General features: G+C 42.4%; 16 protein-coding genes and 2 riboswitches. Of the genes, 15 read left to right on the top strand and 1 reads right to left on the bottom strand.

Features of this window, described 5'->3' with window-relative positions; genetic code table 11:
• The first annotated feature begins 23 nt into the window (after positions 1–23).
• The 10 genes from pyrF (at position 24) to thiE (ending at position 8,426) form a co-directional block, all read left to right on the top strand.
• Positions 24–725 carry an orotidine-5'-phosphate decarboxylase gene (gene pyrF, locus NMM25_RS02775; RefSeq protein WP_254735896.1) on the top strand — a complete coding sequence of 234 codons (702 nt, stop codon included), beginning with the start codon at positions 24–26 and terminating at the stop codon, positions 723–725.
• Positions 726–758: 33 nt separating this feature from the next.
• Positions 759–1,391 carry an orotate phosphoribosyltransferase gene (gene pyrE, locus NMM25_RS02780; RefSeq protein WP_250315220.1) on the top strand — a complete coding sequence of 211 codons (633 nt, stop codon included), beginning with the start codon at positions 759–761 and terminating at the stop codon, positions 1,389–1,391.
• A 244-nt stretch (positions 1,392–1,635) separates the two neighbouring features.
• The gene (gene lctO / locus NMM25_RS02785; RefSeq protein WP_000120738.1) at positions 1,636–2,772 is read left to right on the top strand and encodes an L-lactate oxidase; all 1,137 of its coding nucleotides are present in this window, start codon (positions 1,636–1,638) and stop codon (positions 2,770–2,772) included.
• A gap of 148 nt (positions 2,773–2,920) precedes the next feature.
• A riboswitch (TPP riboswitch) is annotated at positions 2,921–3,009 on the top strand.
• A gap of 159 nt (positions 3,010–3,168) precedes the next feature.
• Positions 3,169–3,729, top strand: coding sequence for an ECF transporter S component (locus NMM25_RS02790; protein ID WP_000915272.1), 561 nt, complete (start codon positions 3,169–3,171; stop codon positions 3,727–3,729).
• Positions 3,730–5,115: an ATP-binding cassette domain-containing protein gene (locus NMM25_RS02795; RefSeq protein WP_254735897.1), complete on the top strand. Its 1,386-nt coding sequence runs from the start codon at positions 3,730–3,732 to the stop codon at positions 5,113–5,115.
• A gap of 1 nt (position 5,116) precedes the next feature.
• Positions 5,117–5,767 carry an energy-coupling factor transporter transmembrane component T gene (locus NMM25_RS02800; protein ID WP_254735898.1) on the top strand — a complete coding sequence of 217 codons (651 nt, stop codon included), beginning with the start codon at positions 5,117–5,119 and terminating at the stop codon, positions 5,765–5,767.
• Between the two features lie 10 nt (positions 5,768–5,777).
• The gene (gene tenA, locus NMM25_RS02805) at positions 5,778–6,470 is read left to right on the top strand and encodes a thiaminase II (protein ID WP_254735899.1); all 693 of its coding nucleotides are present in this window, start codon (positions 5,778–5,780) and stop codon (positions 6,468–6,470) included.
• Positions 6,471–6,473: 3 nt separating this feature from the next.
• Positions 6,474–6,998, top strand: a complete 525-nt coding sequence (thiW, locus tag NMM25_RS02810) for an energy coupling factor transporter S component ThiW (RefSeq protein ID WP_001244055.1) — start codon at positions 6,474–6,476, stop codon at positions 6,996–6,998.
• Positions 6,998–7,801, top strand: a complete 804-nt coding sequence (locus NMM25_RS02815; RefSeq protein ID WP_254735900.1) for a hydroxyethylthiazole kinase — start codon at positions 6,998–7,000, stop codon at positions 7,799–7,801. Before thiW ends, NMM25_RS02815 begins: the two co-directional genes overlap by 1 nt.
• Positions 7,794–8,426, top strand: a complete 633-nt coding sequence (gene thiE / locus NMM25_RS02820; RefSeq protein WP_001078203.1) for a thiamine phosphate synthase — start codon at positions 7,794–7,796, stop codon at positions 8,424–8,426. The genes NMM25_RS02815 and thiE overlap by 8 nt, the downstream gene beginning before the upstream one ends.
• Positions 8,427–8,473: 47 nt before the next feature.
• Here the strand turns inward: thiE and thiD are convergent, their stop codons facing one another.
• Positions 8,474–9,265 (bottom strand): bifunctional hydroxymethylpyrimidine kinase/phosphomethylpyrimidine kinase, encoded by a 792-nt coding sequence (thiD, locus tag NMM25_RS02825; RefSeq protein ID WP_000221729.1) that lies wholly within the window; start codon positions 9,263–9,265, stop codon positions 8,474–8,476.
• Between the two features lie 82 nt (positions 9,266–9,347).
• A riboswitch (TPP riboswitch) is annotated at positions 9,348–9,446 on the bottom strand.
• 183 nt (positions 9,447–9,629) lie between these two features.
• Between thiD and NMM25_RS02830 the strand changes: the two genes are divergently transcribed.
• The 5 genes from NMM25_RS02830 (at position 9,630) to NMM25_RS02850 (ending at position 15,135) form a co-directional block, all read left to right on the top strand.
• Entirely contained in the window at positions 9,630–10,025 is a 396-nt protein-coding gene (locus NMM25_RS02830) for a CopY/TcrY family copper transport repressor (protein ID WP_247925555.1), read from the top strand.
• Between the two features lie 10 nt (positions 10,026–10,035).
• The gene (locus NMM25_RS02835) at positions 10,036–10,407 is read left to right on the top strand and encodes a cupredoxin domain-containing protein (protein WP_000933322.1); all 372 of its coding nucleotides are present in this window, start codon (positions 10,036–10,038) and stop codon (positions 10,405–10,407) included.
• A 9-nt stretch (positions 10,408–10,416) separates the two neighbouring features.
• Positions 10,417–12,639, top strand: coding sequence for a heavy metal translocating P-type ATPase (locus NMM25_RS02840; protein ID WP_254735901.1), 2,223 nt, complete (start codon positions 10,417–10,419; stop codon positions 12,637–12,639).
• A gap of 218 nt (positions 12,640–12,857) precedes the next feature.
• Positions 12,858–14,633: a pyruvate oxidase gene (spxB, locus tag NMM25_RS02845; protein WP_007520383.1), complete on the top strand. Its 1,776-nt coding sequence runs from the start codon at positions 12,858–12,860 to the stop codon at positions 14,631–14,633.
• Between the two features lie 154 nt (positions 14,634–14,787).
• Positions 14,788–15,135 carry a VOC family protein gene (locus tag NMM25_RS02850; RefSeq protein ID WP_254735902.1) on the top strand — a complete coding sequence of 116 codons (348 nt, stop codon included), beginning with the start codon at positions 14,788–14,790 and terminating at the stop codon, positions 15,133–15,135.
• Positions 15,136–15,274 lie beyond the last annotated feature (139 nt).

Below are 15,274 nucleotides of genomic sequence, written 5' to 3' on the forward strand. Positions count from 1 at the left end.
CGTAAAGGTAAAAGGAGAAAGGTATGCGTGAACATCGTCCAGTTATTGCTCTTGATTTTCCTAGTTTTGAGGCAGTCAAGGAATTTTTATCTCTTTTCCCAGTAGAAGAAAGTCTTTATCTAAAAGTGGGAATGGAGCTTTATTATGCGGAGGGTCCAGAAGTTGTCCGCTATTTGAAATCATTGGGACATAGTGTCTTTCTGGATCTCAAGCTACATGACATTCCAAATACAGTCAAATCTGCCATGAAGGTCTTATCTCAGCTTGGTGTGGACATGACAAATGTTCATGCTGCTGGTGGTGTAGAGATGATGAAGGCTGCGCGTGAAGGTCTTGGGACACAAGCTAAATTGATCGCTGTGACCCAGCTTACATCAACGTCGGAAAGCCAGATGCAGGATTTTCAAAATATCCAAACCAGTCTGCAAGAGTCTGTGATTCACTATGCCAAGAAGACAGCTGAAGCAGGCTTGGATGGTGTCGTTTGCTCGGCCCAGGAAGTGCAACTCATCAAAGAAGCCACCAATCCAGATTTTATCTGTCTGACACCGGGAATTCGTCCAGCGGGAGCTGCGGTAGGAGACCAAAAACGCGTCATGACGCCAGCGGATGCTTATCAAATCGGTAGTGACTATATCGTAGTAGGACGTCCCATTACCCAAGCTGAGGATCCTGTTGCAGCTTATCATGCTATCAAGGATGAATGGAACCAAGACAGAAATTAAAGAAATAGATTACAAAAGCAAAAGGAGAATACTATGACACTTGCTAAAGATATCGCTAGCCACCTCTTGAAAATCCAAGCCGTTTACCTCAAACCAGAGGAGCCTTTCACTTGGGCATCTGGTATCAAATCGCCGATTTATACTGACAACCGTGTGACGCTTGCCTATCCAGAAACTCGTACCCTAATTGAAAATGGTTTTGTGGAAGCTATTAAAGCAGAATTTCCAGAAGTAGAAGTGATTGCAGGAACTGCAACAGCAGGGATTCCTCACGGAGCTATCATCGCTGACAAGATGAACTTGCCTTTTGCCTACATCCGCAGCAAACCAAAAGACCACGGAGCTGGTAATCAAATCGAAGGTCGCGTATCTCAGGGGCAAAAGATGGTTGTTGTTGAAGACCTCATTTCAACTGGTGGTTCTGTTCTCGAGGCTGTAGCAGCTGCCAAACGCGAAGGAGCAGACGTTCTTGGTGTTGTAGCTATTTTTAGTTATCAACTACCAAAAGCAGATAAAAACTTTGCAGACGCAGGTGTCAAACTTGTGACGCTTTCTAACTACAGTGAACTGATCCACCTAGCCCAAGAAGAGGGATATATCACACCAGAAGGACTCGCTCTCCTAAAACGCTTTAAAGAAGATCAAGAAAATTGGCAAAATGCCTAAAATATAGAAAATCAGGTAGTCACTAGGATTATCTGATTTTTTATATGTGGGCAATAAAACAAAGCTCCCTAAAGGTAAAGAAGAATATAGGATAATGGTAGAATGAGAGTCCTCTCTTTTTTGGGGGCATATTCAGATAATCAGTCTGAAATTTCCAGACAAATTTTTTGAAAGGATTCTGAAAAAGAGGTAAGATAGTTAATGTAAGACAAAGTAAACGCTTACTTAACAAGGAGGACACTTTATGTCATATAAAACAAGCAATGCAGAAGGACCTGTAGATTTTATTAACACTTATGATTTGGAGCCAATGGCGCAACAAGTTATTCCTAAAGCTGCCTTTGGTTATATCGCTAGTGGAGCAGAAGATACTTTCACTTTACGCGAGAATATCCGTGCCTTTAACCACAAACTCATCGTTCCACATACGCTTTGTGATGTTGAAAATCCAAGTACAGAGATTGAATTTGCAGGTGAAAAATTATCTTCACCAATCATTATGGCGCCTGTTGCGGCTCATAAATTAGCAAATGAACAGGGTGAAGTGGCGACTGCGCGTGGTGTGCATGAGTTTGGTTCTCTTTACACAACTAGCTCTTACTCTACTGTAGATCTTCCAGAAATTACAGAAGCCCTTCAAGGGACACCTCACTGGTTCCAATTTTACTTTAGTAAGGATGACGGTATCAACCGCCATATCATGGACCGTGTGAAGGCTGAAGGCTACAAAGCGATTGTCTTGACGGCGGATGCAACTGTAGGGGGCAATCGTGAGGTCGACAAGCGCAATGGTTTTGTCTTCCCCGTTGGTATGCCAATTGTTGAGGAATACCTGCCAGAAGGTGCTGGTAAATCAATGGACTTTGTTTACAAGTCAGCTAAACAACGCTTGTCTCCACGCGATGTAGAATTTATCGCTGCATACTCAGGACTTCCTGTGTATGTCAAGGGGCCACAATGCCGTGAGGACGTTGAACGCTCTCTTGCCGCAGGTGCTTCTGGTATCTGGGTAACCAACCACGGTGGCCGCCAAATCGACGGTGGGCCAGCATCCTTTGACTCGCTTCAAGAAGTGGCTGAAGCAGTTGATAAACGTGTGCCAATTGTCTTTGACTCTGGTGTTCGTCGTGGTCAGCACGTCTTCAAAGCCTTGGCTTCAGGAGCAGACTTGGTAGCTATTGGTCGCCCTGTGATCTATGGTTTGGCTCTTGGTGGTAGTGTTGGTGTGCGTCAAGTCTTTGAGCACTTGAATGCAGAATTGAAGACAGTCATGCAATTATCTGGAACTCAGACTATTGAGGATGTCAAACACTTCAAACTCCGTCACAACCCATACAACCCAACCTTCCCAGTCGATCCTCGTGATTTGAAATTGTATTGATAAAGTAGAAGGCCTTCACCTGATGTGGAGGTTTTTCTTTGTGTATAGAAAGAATAAATCGTTATTAGAAACTATATAAATATATTTTCCAGTCAAATATCTTGCTAGGACTTTCAAATTCTGTTATACTGGTCCAGTAATTAAATAATAAAGACATTTGGGGTGCTTTAGGCTGAGATGATACCCATTGAACCTGATACAGTTAAGACTGGCGAAGGGAAATGTGAAAAGGTTTTTTTTCGTATGTCGAAAAGAACTGTCTAATCTTGTAAGGTAAACTCTAATTCTCGTTTGTAATTGGAGTTTTTTTGTTTATCAAAAGAGGATAGGCTTGACGGCAAGCCTTTTGGTAGCTCTTCTTGAATGCCCCACTTTTCTTTAAAAAAGGAGTTTTTTATGTTGAAAAAATGGCAGTTAAAAGATGTTATCTTGCTTGCTTTCTTGTCTATCTTTTTTGGTGGCGTTTTTGTGGGTTCAGGCTATCTGTTTGATATTCTCACCCTGATCTTGGCCCCTCTTGGTTTACAGGCTTTTGCCAATGAAATCCTCTTTGGTCTCTGGTGTATGGCTGCGCCCATTGCGGCCATCTTTGTTCCAAGAGTCGGAAGTGCAACGATTGGAGAAGTGCTCGCTGCGCTTGCTGAAGTTCTTTATGGTAGCCAATTCGGTCTAGGCGCTCTTTTGTCCGGCTTGGTTCAAGGTTTGGGAAGTGAATTTGGTTTTCTCGTAACCAAGAATCGCTATGAAAGTTGGCTCTCTCTAACTGCTAATAGTATTGGGATTACCCTTTTTAGCTTTGTCTATGAATACATTAAATTAGGTTATTACGCCTTTTCCCTTCCTTTTGTCCTTTCCTTGCTTGTGGTTCGTTTTATTTCCGTCTTTTTCTTCTGTACCATCTTGGTTCGTGCCATTGTCAAACTCTATCATCAGTTTGCAGCTGGAGGAAAGGCATAGATGGGCCTGGAATTAAGAGGGATTCAGTCCCCAATCTTCTCAGAGCCAATTGATTTTACTTTTCATGATCAAGCCTTTACCTTGTTAGTTGGGAGTAGTGGTTCAGGAAAATCCAGTCTCTTTCAAGTCATTGCCCAAGTCAGTTCTCTTCCCTATAGTGGTCAAGTCCAGATAGATGGAAGCGAGGTCAGTCAGCTTTCTATCGTTGAACGTGTCCAGACGGTTGGCATTCTCTTTCAAAATCCCAATCATCAATTTACCATGGAGAACTTGTTTGAGGAACTGATTTTTACCTTGGAGAATATCGGCCATCCCGTGCAAGAGATTGATGCTAAAATAGCAGAGGTGGTCCAGCAATGTCGCTGTGAGAAAATCTTGCACCGTCCCATACATCACTTATCAGGTGGGGAAAAGCAAAAGGCTGCCTTGGCTGTTCTCTTTGCCATGAATCCTAGGGTCTATCTCTTGGATGAGCCTTTTGCTTCCATTGACCGCAAGAGCAGGTTAGAGATATTGGAGATTCTAAAAGAGTTGGTCTCTGATGGGAAGACAGTTATTTTGTGCGACCATGATTTATCTGATTATGAAGCCTATATCGACCATATGGTGGAGCTGAGAGACGGACAACTAAGGGAAATAAATCAACTTCCTACCTCTGAGATGACACAGGTTTCTTCAAAGGAAGTTGCTTCTAACCCAGAACTATTCCATATGGACCGTGTGACTTGTGAGCTGGGAAATCGCCCCCTCTTTTCGATTGCTGATTTTACTATCTACCAAGGAATTTCCTGTATCTTGGGTGATAATGGTGTCGGGAAATCAACCCTCTTTCGCTCTATTCTTCAATTTCAAAAGTATAGAGGGCGCATTACTTGGAAGGGTTCGGTCCTAAAAAAGAAAAAGAGTCTGTATCGTGACCTGACGGGTGTCGTTCAGGAAGCTGAGAAGCAATTTATCCGAGTCAGTCTGCGAGAGGAACTGAAATTAGATAGCTCAGATACTGAAAGAAATCAGCGGATTCTCCAAGCATTACAATTTTTTAATTTGGAGCAGGTACTCGATAAGAGTCCTTATCAATTAAGTGGTGGCCAGCAAAAGATTCTTCAGCTATTGACCATCTTAACCAGCAAGGCTTCTGTGATTTTGCTAGATGAACCTTTTGCAGGTTTGGATGATAGAGCTTGTCATTATTTCTGCCAGTGGATTCTGGAGGACAGCAATCAAGGAAGAAGTTTTTTGATCATTAGCCATCGTTTAGATCCCTTGATTTCTGTGGTCGATTATTGGATTGAGATGACTAGTGAGGGTCTCCGTCATATTAAAGACGTGACAATCAGCAAACCTCTCACATCTCGGAGTATTAATACTCTAGGGGAGGTGAGGTAGTATGATCAAAGTCGCAACCCAGACACCGATACTCAGTCTCTTCTTGCTGATTTTATCCTTGGAAACATCTTTCATTCCTTCGATTGCTCTTAATCTTTCAGTAGTCGCATTTTGCATCCTCTTTATGCTCTACCACCGTCGATTTAAACTGTTGGCTTGGATGATTGTGCTCGCCATTTTGCCATCCTTCGCCAACTATTGGGCAGTACAGTTACATGGGGATGCTTCGCAGGCAGTGATACTTGGAACGAGGGCCTTTGTGACCGTTTGTATCGGCCTTGTCTTTGTTTCCAGTATTTCCCTAAAAGAGCTTCTCTTGTACTTGGCTCAAAAGGGGCTATCGCGTTCTTGGGCCTATGCCTTGATTGTGGTATTCAATTCCTTTCCCCTCATTCAGCAAGAAATCAAGTCCCTCAAGGAAGCGTGCTTACTGCGTGGTCAAAAACTGCATGTTTGGTCGCCCTTGATTTACAGTAAGGTTTTGATGACGGTCTTTAGGTGGCGCCATCTTTATCTGAGAGCTTTGTCTGCGCACGGATATGACGAACATGCACAGTTGGAGAATCGCTATCGGACTTTTTATATTTCTCAGAGGACAAAATTAATCTACCTGCTGTTCTTTTTATTACTTCAAACCAGTCTATTTTTATAAAGGAGTTATTATGGAATTCACAGATATTGCGATGGAATTATCCAAGGAAGCTTGGCAGGCTTCCTTTCATCACCCTTTTGTTTTACAGTTACAAGAGGGAACGTTAGAACCTTCCATCTTCCGCTATTACCTGATTCAGGATGCCTACTACCTGAAGTCTTTTTCAGAAGCCTATCACCTCTTGGCTGATAAGACTTCCAACGAGGAGATGAAAAGACTCTTGAAACAAAATGCTCAGGGTCTAGTGGAGGGTGAATTATTTATCCGCCAACAATTTTTCAAGGAATTAGGAATCAGCGACCAGGAAATGGAGCAACATCCAATCGCTCCAACCTGTTATCATTACATTTCTCATATTTATCGTCAGTTTGCAGAGCCAAACTTGGGCATTGCTTTTGCTAGTTTGCTCCCATGTCCTTGGTTATACCATGATTTGGGTAAGGCACTTAATCGCAAACCATCCCCGAATCCTCTTTATCAACAGTGGATTGAAACCTATATCACCGATGAATTAGAACAGCAGATTAAAGAGGAAGAAGCGCTGGTCAATCAACTCTATCGAGAAAGCAACGAGACGGACAAACAAAAAATGCTAGAGGCCTTCCACCGCAGTGTCCACATGGAAGCCAAGTTTTGGGAGATGGCTTACCAACACCAAACATGGACGAGTGATTTGCAGTCCTTAGAAACAGAGAAGAAATAAAAAATGAGAAACCACCAACTTCAAGTTCACAAATTAACCATTTTATCCATGATGATTGCCCTTGACGTAGTGCTTACACCCATCTTCCGAATCGAGGGGATGGCACCAATGTCCAGTGTAGTCAATATTCTTGCAGGGATTTTGATGGGGCCTGTTTATGCCTTGGTCATGGCAACAGTCACAGCCTTTATCCGTATGTCTACTCAAGGCATTCCGCCCTTGGCCCTCACAGGAGCTACTTTTGGAGCCCTCCTTGCAGGTCTCTTTTATAAGTACGGTCGAAAATTTCACTATTCTGCCCTAGGAGAGATTTTGGGAACAGGGATTATCGGTTCCATTGTTTCCTATCCTGTCATGGTTCTCTTTACGGGATCTGCGGCTAAGCTCAGCTGGTTTATCTATACTCCGCGATTTTTCGGAGCGACCTTGATCGGTACAGCCATAGCTTTTCTCGCCTTTCGATTTTTAATCAAGCAGGAATTCTTTAAAAAAGTACAAGGATATTTCTTTGGTGAAAGGATAGACTGATGCAGGAATTTACAAATCCCTTTCCTCTAGGCTCTAGCTCCTTGATTCACTGCATTACCAATGAGATTTCCTGTGAGATGTTAGCCAATGGCATTCTAGCTCTGGGATCTAAACCTGTCATGGCAGATGATCCCCGTGAGGTCCTTGATTTTACCAAACAAAGCCAGGCTCTCTTCATCAATTTGGGGCATTTGTTTGCTGAGAAGGAGAAAGCAATCCGCATGGCAGCTACTTATGCAGCTCAAGCTTGTCTCCCAATGGTAGTAGATGCAGTTGGCGTAGCGGCTTCCCCCATTCGTAAGGATCTAGTCAGAGATCTTTTTGAATACAAGCCCACGGTCCTTAAAGGAAATATGTCGGAAATCCGAAGTCTTGTTGGTTTAAAGCACCACGGAGTTGGAGTTGATGCTAGCAATAAGGATCAAGAAACTGAGGACCTGCTTCAAGCCTTGAAAGACTGGTGTCAGACCTATCCTGGTATGTCATTTTTAGTCACTGGCCCCAAGGACCTCATTGTTTCGGAGAATCAGGTTGCAATATTGGGAAATGGCTGTGACGAATTAGACTGGATAACAGGGACAGGAGACTTGGTTGGAGCCTTGACCGCCGTTTTTCTCAGTCAAGGAAAGATCGCATTTGAAGCTTCTTGCCTAGCAGTTTCTTATCTCAATATCTCTGCTGAGAGAATAGTTGTTCAAGGAATGGGATTGGAAGATTTCCGCTTTCAAACTCTCAATCAGCTCTCTCTTCTAAAAAGAGACGAAAATTGGCTAGAAGCCATCAAAGGAGACTTTTATGAATAGAGAAGCACTTAGACTGTATCTAGTAACTAATCGCTACCAAGATTCCTTGGAAAACTTTCTTGAAAAAGTCGAGACGGCCTGCCGTTCAGGTGTTACCATTGTCCAATTACGAGAAAAAAATCTCACTACCAATCAATACTATCAACTGGCCAAACAAGTCAAGGAAATAACAGACGCCTATCAGGTGCCCTTGATTATCGATGATCGTTTGGATGTTTGTCTAGCAGTCGATGCTGCTGGGTTGCATATAGGCGACGATGAACTACCGGTTTCGGTTGCCCGCAAAGTCTTGGGGCCTGAAAAAATCCTCGGTGTTACTGCTAAAACAGTAAAAAGGGCTCTTGAGGCGGAAACATGGGGTGCGGATTACTTGGGAACAGGAGCCATTTTCCCGACTACGACCAAAGAAAATGCACCTATCACCTTGATTTCAACCTTGAAAACAATTTGCCAAACGGTCGCCATTCCAGTAGTTGCTATTGGAGGCTTGACGTCAGAGAACATTGACCAACTTGCTGCAACTGGCATAGCTGGTGTAGCTGTAGTCCGTGATTTGATGCAGGCAGAAGATATTGAAGCAAAAACGCAAGCATTTTTAACAAAGCTGGATGACATTATTTTCTAATCAAAAACTCTCTAATTCCCTTAAAGTGGGAACTAGAGAGTTTTTTCTTAATCTTTAAAGCTTGTATGGTTGACTGGGCCAGAACCATGACCGAGTTGAGGAGCTTCTTGGATGGCTTTTGTGATAAAGGCCTTGGCCTTATCGACTGCCTGATAAAGGGTTTTCCCCTTGGCTAGTTCAGCCGTAATCACTGCAGCAAAAGTACATCCAGTGCCATGGGTGTGACAGGTTTGAATTCTAGGACTTTCCCAGACAAATTGCTCCTCCTTAGTAAAGAGGAAATCCTTGGCACCGCCTTCGAGATGGCCACCTTTGATTACCACAGACTGAGGACCAAATTCTTTTAAAATCAGGCGACCAGCACGTTGCATGTCTTCTGGATCATGGATTGAAAAACCAACAATCTCTTCTGCCTCAGGAAGATTGGGTGTAATGATGCTTGCAAGAGGAAGCAGGTTTGTTTTTAGGTAGCTTCTCGCACTAGTATCTATCAGGGTATCACCGCTTGTTGCGACCATAACAGGGTCCAGCACGTAGGGACAGTCCAGCTTTTTAAGATAGGGTTGGATGATTTCCATGATTTCAGTAGTTGCCAACATACCAGTTTTTACAGCCTGAGGTTTGATATCCGAAAAGACACTCTCCAATTGAGCTTTCAGCATTTGGTTAGAGACGTGCTCGATTAATTGAACACCTCTGGTATTTTGAGCGACAAGGCTGGTCACAACGGCCATTCCATAGACATCTCTAGCTTGGAACGACTTCAAATCAGCCATAATGCCAGCACCGCCACTAGGGTCTGTCCCAGCAATGGTTAGAGCAACGGGTAAATAAGTCATCTAAAACCTCCCAACCAACTGAAGTTTGTATTCTTAAGAACAAGCAAGTCTGTTTTAGGAAGGAAATAGAAGACTGGGTAGTCCTCACTATTTTCCACTTCCATCAGCCAGCATTACCTAGATTGAGTCAAAGGGATCTAACAGTCGTTAATCTCAGCTTTACGCACCCCTAGTGGTTGTTTTCTTTTTTCTTCAGTATAGCATATTTTTATAGTTTATATAGTAAAATTTGATTGCAAATCTCTCGTTACAGGATTAAAATTCTATTTTTCGAAAAAATAATAAAAATTATAGTTGACAAATGTAGATTTTCGGAGTATACTAATAACTGTAATCGACAAATGTAGATTTAGGAGGTGTGATTATGCAGATTTCAGATGCAGAATGGCAGGTCATGAAGATTATTTGGATGCAAGGAGAGCAGACCAGTACGGATTTGATCAGGGTTCTGGCGGAGCGGTTCGACTGGTCCAAGTCGACCATTCAGACTCTTTTGGCTCGTCTGGTTGAGAAAGAGTGTTTGACTAGGAAAAAAGAGGGCAAGTCCTTTGTCTATTCAGCCCTTTTAACTTTGGACCAAAGTCGGGATTTACTTGTCCAAGATATCAAGGACAAGGTTTGTTCTCGTAGGATTAAGAACTTGTTGGCTGATTTGATTGTGGAATGTGATTTTACTCAGGCTGACTTGGAAGACTTGGAAGCTGTGATTTCTGAGAAAAAAGCTAGCGCTGTAACAGAAGTAAAATGTAATTGTATGTAAAGGAGATGTCATGTTAAATCTATTTGTATCTATTGTTGTTTTAGGAATGATTGCTTTTATCCTCTTTTGGTTTTTCAAAAAGCCGCAAGAAGATGCTAAGAGAGCTCAGCAAAAGAATGGCTATCAAGAAATTCGAGTGGAGGTCATGGGAGGATATACTCCAGAAACCATTATCCTCAAAAAATCGCAACCTGCTCGCATTATTTTTGATCGAAAAGATCCTTCACCTTGCTTGGATCAAATCGTTTTTCCAGACTTTGGAGTGCATGCAGATCTGCCTATGGGAGACCAATATGTGGTTGAAATCACACCTGAAGAAGCAGGTGAGTATGGTTTCTCTTGTGGCATGAATATGATGCACGGTAAGATGATTGTAGAATAGGAGAATATTATGACTGAAATTGTAAAAGCAAGCCTTGAAAATGGTGTTCAAAAAATCCGTATCACGGCAGACAAAGGCTACCATCCAGCCCACATTCAACTGCAAAAAGGGATTCCTGCTGAGATTACCTTTCATCGTGTGACACCATCAAACTGTTATAAAGAAGTTCTCTTCGAAGAAGAAGGGATCCTAGAACCAATCGGCGTAGATGAGGAGAAAGTCATTCGCTTTACTCCTCAAGAATTGGGTGAGCATGAATTTTCATGTGGCATGAAGATGCAAAAGGGGAGTTATACCGTAGTTGAGAAGACTCGAAAATCTCTATCACTTTTACAACGTTTTTGGATTACTAGTGTCTTTACTGTGCCTCTTGTGATTCTTATGATTGGGATGTCTACAGGAGGAATTAGTCACCAAGTCATGCGTTGGGGCACCTTTTTAGCCACAACCCCCATTATGCTGGTAGCTGGAGTTCCATATATCAGAAGCGCCTGGGCTAGTTTTAAAAAGCACAATTCCAACATGGATACCTTGGTTGCTCTGGGAACCCTAGTGGCCTATTTCTATAGCTTAGTTGCCCTCTTCACTGGTCTGCCCGTTTACTTTGAAAGTGCTGCATTTATCCTCTTCTTCATTCTTTTGGGAGCAGTTTTTGAGGAAAAAATGCGAAAAAATACTTCGCAGGCAGTCGAAAAATTATTAGACCTACAAGCAAAAACAGCAGAGGTTTTGCGTGATGATGTTTATGTTCAAATACCTCTAGAACAAGTCAAAGTTGGGGATCTCATTCGCGTTCGACCAGGTGAAAAAATTGCCGTTGATGGGACTGTAATAGAAGGAGAAACTAGTATTGATGAATCAATGGTAACTGGGGAAAGTATTCCAGTCGATAAATCAGTTGGAGATGCTGTCATTGGTTCAACCATCAATAATAGTGGTACGATCATTTTTAGAGCTGAAAAAGTAGGTTCTGAAACCATGTTGGCTCAGATTGTAGACTTTGTGAAGAAAGCTCAAACCAGTCGTGCTCCTATTCAAGATTTGACAGACAAGATTTCTGGAATTTTCGTACCAGCAGTTGTCATTTTAGGACTCCTTACTTTTTGGATCTGGTTTGTTTTTCTTGGTGAAAGTTTTGTAACGTCGCTTCTCTATGGTGTTGCAGTCTTGATTATCGCCTGTCCTTGTGCCCTAGGTCTTGCAACACCAACGGCCCTCATGGTTGGAACAGGACGAAGTGCCAAGATGGGGATTCTTCTCAAAAATGGTACAGTTCTACAGGAAATCCAAAAAGTTCAAACGGTTGTTTTTGATAAGACAGGAACCTTGACCGAAGGGAAGCCAGTAGTGACAGATGTTATCGGAGATGAAGGAGAAGTGCTAAGTTTGGCTGCTTCACTGGAAGATGTATCTCAACACCCGCTAGCTCAAGCTATTGTTAATCGTGCATCTGAACTAGGAATTAGCCTTTACCCAGTGGAAAACTTCCAAGCCTTGCATGGAAAAGGTGTGACTGGGATTATTAATGGTAAGCAAGTCTCGCTGGGGAATGCTAAGCTCTTAGCTGACCTTGCTATTCCACATGATTATCAAGAACGATTTGATTTGCTTGAGAAAGAAGCAAAAACAGTTGTCTTCCTATCCGTGGATGGTCAGTTAAAAGGCTTAATTGCCTTGCAGGATGTCCCTAAGGAAAATGCCAAAGAAGCTATTGCTAAATTGAAAAAACGTGGTCTTAGAACGGTCATGCTTACTGGAGATAATGCTGGAGTAGCCCATGCGATTGCAGAGCAAATTGGTATCGAAGAAGTAATCGCAAATGTCTTGCCAGAGGAAAAGGCACATGAAATTCACAAGCTTCAAAAGAATGGGAAATTGGCCTTTGTTGGAGATGGTATCAATGATGCGCCGGCCCTCAGTGTAGCGGATGTCGGAATTGCCATGGGCTCTGGGACAGATATTGCCATTGAATCAGCAGATCTTGTCCTTACAACCAACAATTTACTAGGATTGGCACGTGCTTTTGATATGAGTAAGAAGACCTTTAATCGTATTCTACTCAATCTTTTCTGGGCTTCTATCTATAACCTCATTGGTATTCCGATTGCAGCAGGAGTCTTTTCAAGTCTTGGTTTGGTGCTCAATCCAGAACTTGCAGGATTGGCCATGGCCTTTAGTTCAGTCTCTGTTCTGATCAGCTCTCTCATGCTTAATTTTACTAAAGTCGATTAAAAAGGCGGTCTTAACCGCTTTTTTGCTATTCTAACACAGATTTTAAAAACGCTTCCAATCTGTACTGTAATAGAGAATAAAAACTTCTGAGCACATTCTTAGGAGACCAAAAACAAATGTGGTAAAGTAGTAGAGTAAAAATTTGCTGAAACGTTTCCAATTAGTATATGAAAACGGATTTATCAAGTTTTAAAAATATTTGAAGGAGAGTTATCATTATGACTCAAGGGAAAATTACTGCATCAGCAGCAATGCTCAACGTATTGAAAACATGGGGCGTAGACACAATCTACGGTATCCCATCAGGAACACTCAGCTCATTGATGGACGCTTTGGCTGAAGACAAAGATATCCGCTTCTTGCAAGTTCGCCACGAAGAAACAGGTGCTCTTGCTGCGGTCATGCAAGCTAAATTCGGCGGCTCAATCGGGGTTGCAGTAGGTTCAGGTGGTCCAGGTGCGACTCACTTGATTAACGGTGTTTACGATGCAGCTATGGATAACACTCCATTCCTTGCTATCCTTGGATCACGTCCTGTTAACGAACTCAACATGGATGCCTTCCAAGAATTGAACCAAAACCCAATGTACAACGGTATCGCTGTCTACAACAAACGTGTCGCTTACGCTGAGCAATTGCCAAAAGTAATCGACGAAGCTTGCCGTGCTGCAGTTTCTAAAAAAGGTCCAGCTGTTGTTGAAATCCCAGTAAACTTCGGTTTCCAAGAAATCGACGAAAACTCATACTACGGTTCAGGTTCATACGAACGTTCATTCATCGCTCCTGCCTTGAACGAAGTTGAAATCGACAAAGCAGTTGAAATCTTGAACAATGCTGAACGCCCAGTTATCTACGCTGGTTACGGTGGTGTTAAAGCTGGTGAAGTGATTACTGAATTGTCACGTAAAATCAAAGCACCAATCATCACAACTGGTAAAAACTTTGAAGCTTTTGAATGGAACTACGAAGGTTTGACAGGTTCTGCTTACCGTGTTGGTTGGAAACCAGCCAACGAAGTGGTCTTTGAAGCAGACACAGTTCTTTTCCTTGGTTCAAACTTCCCATTTGCTGAAGTTTACGAAGCCTTCAAGAACACTGAAAAATTCATCCAAGTCGATATCGACCCTTACAAACTTGGTAAACGTCATGCCCTTGACGCTTCTATCCTTGGTGATGCAGGTCAAGCAGCGAAAGCAATCCTTGACAAAGTAAACCCAGTTGAGTCTACTCCATGGTGGCGTGCAAACGTTAAGAACAACCAAAACTGGCGTGATTACATGAACAAACTCGAAGGTAAAACTGAGGGTGAATTGCAATTGTACCAAGTTTACAATGCAATCAACAAACATGCTGATCAAGACGCTATCTACTCAATCGACGTAGGTGACACTACTCAAACATCTACTCGTCACCTTCACATGACACCTAAGAACATGTGGCGTACATCTCCACTCTTTGCGACAATGGGTATTGCCCTTCCTGGTGGTATCGCTGCTAAGAAAGACAATCCAGATCGCCAAGTATGGAACATCATGGGTGACGGTGCATTCAACATGTGCTACCCAGACGTGATCACAAACGTTCAATACGACCTTCCAGTTATCAACGTTGTCTTCTCAAATGGTAAATATGCCTTCATCAAGGACAAATACGAAGACACAAACAAACACTTGTTTGGTTGTGACTTCCCTAACGCGGACTACGCGAAAATCGCTGAAGCTCAAGGTGCTGTAGGATTTACAGTTGACCGTATCGAAGACATCGATGCAGTTGTTGCAGAAGCTGTTAAATTGAACAAAGAAGGTAAAACTGTTGTGATCGATGCTCGCATCTCTCAACACCGTCCACTTCCAGTAGAAGTACTTGAACTCGATCCAAAACAACACTCAGAAGAAGCAATCAAAGCCTTCAAGGAAAAATACGAAGCAGAAGAACTCGTACCATTCCGCCTCTTCTTGGAAGAAGAAGGATTGCAATCACGCGCAATCAAATAATTCCTCTCGTCGAAAATCAAATTTAAACTGTGTTATCTTCACCTTGCCGTACTTCAGTACTGCCTGCGGTTCGATGCCTTGTTTATTCTTTGATTTTCTTAGAGCGAAACTTGAAAAGATCGGAGCAATCCGGTCTTTTTGTGGAGGATAGTAAATGAATTTAAATCAATTAGATATCATCGTTTCAGATGTTCCCCAAGTCTGTGCTGACTTGGAGCGGCTTTTGGATAAAAAGGCTGATTATGCTGATGATGCTTTTGCTCAGTTTACGATTGGCAGTCATTGTCTTATGTTGTCCCAAAATCATTTGATTCCTTTGGATAATTTTCAGTCAGGAATCATTCTTCACTTCGAGGTTATGGATGTAGACCAGAATTACCAACGATTGAAAGAGCTTGGTACCGAGATTTTACACGGTCCTTGTGAAACGGATTGGGGAACAGAGTCCTTATTAGTTAGAGGACCTGCTGGTTTAGTGATTGATTTTTATCGAATGAATTAGATCTTTCTATTACTAGCAGTGTTTTAGCAGGAAATTGATATCAAATTTGGTTCCGCTTGTTTATTCTTTAATTTCCATATAGCAGAACTTGAAAAGATCGGAGTAATCCGGTCTTTTTCTGTTTTCACTTTCTTATCAC

The sequence above is a fragment of the Streptococcus sp. CF10-1 genome, assembly GCF_024295825.1.
Classification (GTDB): Bacteria; Bacillota; Bacilli; order Lactobacillales; family Streptococcaceae; genus Streptococcus.

What these genes read in the sequence shown, in the direction of transcription:
- tenA (WP_254735899.1), top strand. Translation starts at nt 5,778, where the DNA reads ATGGAATTCACAGATATTGCGATGGAATTATCCAAGGAAGCTTGGCAG.
- thiE (WP_001078203.1), top strand. Translation starts at nt 7,794, where the DNA reads ATGAATAGAGAAGCACTTAGACTGTATCTAGTAACTAATCGCTACCAA.
- pyrE (WP_250315220.1), top strand. Translation starts at nt 759, where the DNA reads ATGACACTTGCTAAAGATATCGCTAGCCACCTCTTGAAAATCCAAGCC.
- NMM25_RS02790 (WP_000915272.1), top strand. Translation starts at nt 3,169, where the DNA reads ATGTTGAAAAAATGGCAGTTAAAAGATGTTATCTTGCTTGCTTTCTTG.
- NMM25_RS02795 (WP_254735897.1), top strand. Translation starts at nt 3,730, where the DNA reads ATGGGCCTGGAATTAAGAGGGATTCAGTCCCCAATCTTCTCAGAGCCA.
- thiD (WP_000221729.1), bottom strand. Translation starts at nt 9,265, where the DNA reads ATGACTTATTTACCCGTTGCTCTAACCATTGCTGGGACAGACCCTAGT.
- NMM25_RS02835 (WP_000933322.1), top strand. Translation starts at nt 10,036, where the DNA reads ATGTTAAATCTATTTGTATCTATTGTTGTTTTAGGAATGATTGCTTTT.
- thiW (WP_001244055.1), top strand. Translation starts at nt 6,474, where the DNA reads ATGAGAAACCACCAACTTCAAGTTCACAAATTAACCATTTTATCCATG.
- pyrF (WP_254735896.1), top strand. Translation starts at nt 24, where the DNA reads ATGCGTGAACATCGTCCAGTTATTGCTCTTGATTTTCCTAGTTTTGAG.
- NMM25_RS02840 (WP_254735901.1), top strand. Translation starts at nt 10,417, where the DNA reads ATGACTGAAATTGTAAAAGCAAGCCTTGAAAATGGTGTTCAAAAAATC.
- NMM25_RS02815 (WP_254735900.1), top strand. Translation starts at nt 6,998, where the DNA reads ATGCAGGAATTTACAAATCCCTTTCCTCTAGGCTCTAGCTCCTTGATT.
- NMM25_RS02830 (WP_247925555.1), top strand. Translation starts at nt 9,630, where the DNA reads ATGCAGATTTCAGATGCAGAATGGCAGGTCATGAAGATTATTTGGATG.
- lctO (WP_000120738.1), top strand. Translation starts at nt 1,636, where the DNA reads ATGTCATATAAAACAAGCAATGCAGAAGGACCTGTAGATTTTATTAAC.
- spxB (WP_007520383.1), top strand. Translation starts at nt 12,858, where the DNA reads ATGACTCAAGGGAAAATTACTGCATCAGCAGCAATGCTCAACGTATTG.
- NMM25_RS02850 (WP_254735902.1), top strand. Translation starts at nt 14,788, where the DNA reads ATGAATTTAAATCAATTAGATATCATCGTTTCAGATGTTCCCCAAGTC.
- NMM25_RS02800 (WP_254735898.1), top strand. Translation starts at nt 5,117, where the DNA reads ATGATCAAAGTCGCAACCCAGACACCGATACTCAGTCTCTTCTTGCTG.